3 protein-coding genes are annotated in these 2,545 nt (G+C 72.2%); 2 read left to right on the forward strand and 1 reads right to left on the reverse strand.

Annotated features, from left to right (window positions below; translation table 11 throughout):
* On the forward strand, positions 1–316 hold a 316-nt coding region (locus ACQKIP_RS45015; protein WP_427745649.1), incomplete at its 5' end, for an alkaline phosphatase D family protein.
* A gap of 153 nt (positions 317–469) precedes the next feature.
* Entirely contained in the window at positions 470–1,924 is a 1,455-nt protein-coding gene (locus ACQKIP_RS45020; protein ID WP_365862284.1) for a GNAT family N-acetyltransferase, read from the forward strand.
* On the opposite strand, the gene ACQKIP_RS45025 is transcribed toward ACQKIP_RS45020, so the two are convergent.
* Positions 1,875–2,545, reverse strand: a 671-nt coding sequence (locus tag ACQKIP_RS45025) for a PLP-dependent transferase (protein WP_427745650.1), incomplete at its 5' end; no start/stop codon positions are given. The two genes, ACQKIP_RS45020 and ACQKIP_RS45025, sit on opposite strands and share 50 nt — an antisense overlap.

Consider the following 2,545-nt stretch of genomic DNA (forward strand, 5'->3'; position numbering starts at 1 on the left):
GCACTACACGTCGGCCCAGCACTACGACCCCTCGCGCGCCGCGTTCAAGGACTTCGCGCCGTTCTGGGAGTTCGTCTCCGGTCCGCTGGCCGCGGGCGGATTCCAGGCGCTCAAACTCGACGGCACGTTCGGCCCCGAGCAGCGTTTCATCAAGGCGCCGAACCGCGCCAACACCTCGCCGGCCGAGACCCCGCAGTACTTCGGCGAGATCGACATAGACGGCGACAGCGGCGAGCTGACCGTGCGGCTGCGCCAGGAGGGCGGCGGGGTGCTGTTCACCAAGGCGCTCCAGCCGGGACGGGTGGGACAGGAGTGATCATGGCCCCGAACGCACAACGAAGGGGCAGGCTCGGACACCAAGAGCGAGCAAAGATGAATCAAACGGGCAGAAGGCCTCTTAACTCGTCAGTCACAGAACGTTCGTGATCACGCAACACCCTTCCTCCACAGTGGCTGTATGAGTGCTGACATGTCTGATGTGAACCGGACCAAACACGGCCGCCCCGTCCACCACTGGCGGCGGGATCTGGTGGAGCTCGCCGCCCTCTTCACGGCGGTGGCCGTGGCGGACGCGGTGGCGAACATGATCGGGCACGGGCCCGACGGCCCCGCCCTGCTCGTGATCTCGGCCGTGGCGCTGCTCGCCACGGTCGGGTTCCACACATGGTGGGCACGCCGCCACAACCACGCACCCCCGGCGACGGACGATACCGGCGCCCGGCCGCACGCCGTCGGGCAGCAGACCCCGGAGCCGTCCGGGCCCGTGACGGCCATGGAGCAGGCCGGGGCCGCCGCCGCGGAGTCCTCCGAGGGAGCGACGACGCTGTGGCGGATGCGCACCACGGTGCGGGACGAGCCCGGATCGCTCGCCGCCCTGTGCACGGCCCTCGCGCACGGCAGGGTCGACATCCTTAGCCTCCAGGCGCACCCGCTGGCCGAAGGCACCGTCGACGAGTTCCTGCTGCGCGCGCCCGCCGACCTGCCCGCGGCCGAGCTCACCCGCGGCGTCGCGCACGCGGGCGGCTCGGGCACCTGGATCGAGCGGGCGGACGCCCACGACCTGGTGGACGCCCCCACCCGCATCCTGGGCCTGGCCACCCGCACCGCCCTGGACGCCGCCGAACTCCCGCTCGCCCTGCGCCAGCTGCTTGGCCGCTGCACCATCCGCTCGCTGCCCGCGAAGGCACCGGGATCATCCGGACCGCAGACGGAGAAGCCCGTCGAGGGCGCGCTCGAAGGCGAAGGGACGGTGCTGCGGCTGCACGCGCCGGAAGGCGAAGTGATCACTGTGGAGCGGCCGTACCTGCCGTTCACACCCACCGAGTTCGCCAGGGCGCGTGCCCTGGTCGAACTCGACACCCGGCTCGGCCCGCGCATCCCGCACAGCAAGGACGTACTGACGCTCGCCGAGGGCAGCGCCATCACCGTGCGCCGGGCCGACACCTCCGACGTCGACGCGGCCAGGGCCATGCACGAGCGCTGCTCGCAGCGCACCCTCTCCATGCGCTACCACGGTCCCGTACGGGACGCCGACCGCTATCTGAACCACCTGCTCAGCCCGCGGTTCGGCCGCACCCTCGCGGTGCAGACCGCCTCCGGGCGCATCGTCGGCCTCGGCCATCTGCTCTGGGACGGTGACGAGACCGAGATCGCCCTGCTCGTCGAGGACGACTGGCAGCGCCGCGGCATCGGCAGCGAACTGCTCGGCCGCCTGGTGACGATGGCGGTGGAGGCGGGCTGCGAGAGCGCGTACGCGGTCACGCAGGCGTCCAACACGGGCATGGTCGCCGCGATGCGCGGTCTGGGGCTCCCCCTCGACTACCAGATCGAGGAGGGCACGCTGGTCATCACCGCCCGCCTCGAAGCGACGCCGGTCAGCTCACGACTGCCGTACGACCCCTCGCAGCAGGAGCAGACGCACTAGCGGGCGCTGAGGCGGACGGGGTCGGGCCGAGGGCCTGGTCGAGGTCCTGCCACAGGTCCTCGACGTCCTCGAGGCCGGCCGAAAGCCGCAGCAGGCTGTCGCTCACGCCCGAGGACCGCCGGTCCGCCGCGTCCACCACCCGGTGGCTGATGGACGCCGGATGCTGGATGAGCGTGTCGACGCTGCCGAGGCTGACCGCCGGGGTGATCAACCGCACCCCGGCGGTCACCGCGTGCGGATCGCCGCGCACCTCGAAGGCGACCATGGCGCCGCCGAGCCGCGGATAGTGCACGCGGCGCACGCGCGGGTCCGCCGCCAGGCGCCGCGCCAGTTCCGCCGCGTTCGCGGAGGCGGCACGCACCCGCACCGGCAGGGTGGAAAGGCCCCGCAGGAGCAGATATCCGGCGAGCGGATGCAGCACACCGCCGGTGGCGAAGCGGACCTGCCGCAGCTGCCGGGCGAACTCCTCGTCGCACGCGACCACTCCGCCCAGGACGTCGCCGTGACCGCCCAGGTATTTGGTGGCGCTGTGCAGCACGAGCCGCGCCCCGCTCTCGACCGGCCGCTGGAGGACGGGCGTCGCGAAGGTGTTGTCGGCGAGGAGCGGCACCGTGCCGCAGG

This window comes from Streptomyces sp. NPDC059900 (genome assembly GCF_050270335.1).
Taxonomy (GTDB): Bacteria; Actinomycetota; Actinomycetes; order Streptomycetales; family Streptomycetaceae; genus Streptomyces.

What these genes read in the sequence shown, in the direction of transcription:
- ACQKIP_RS45020 (WP_365862284.1), top strand. Translation starts at nt 470, where the DNA reads ATGTCTGATGTGAACCGGACCAAACACGGCCGCCCCGTCCACCACTGG.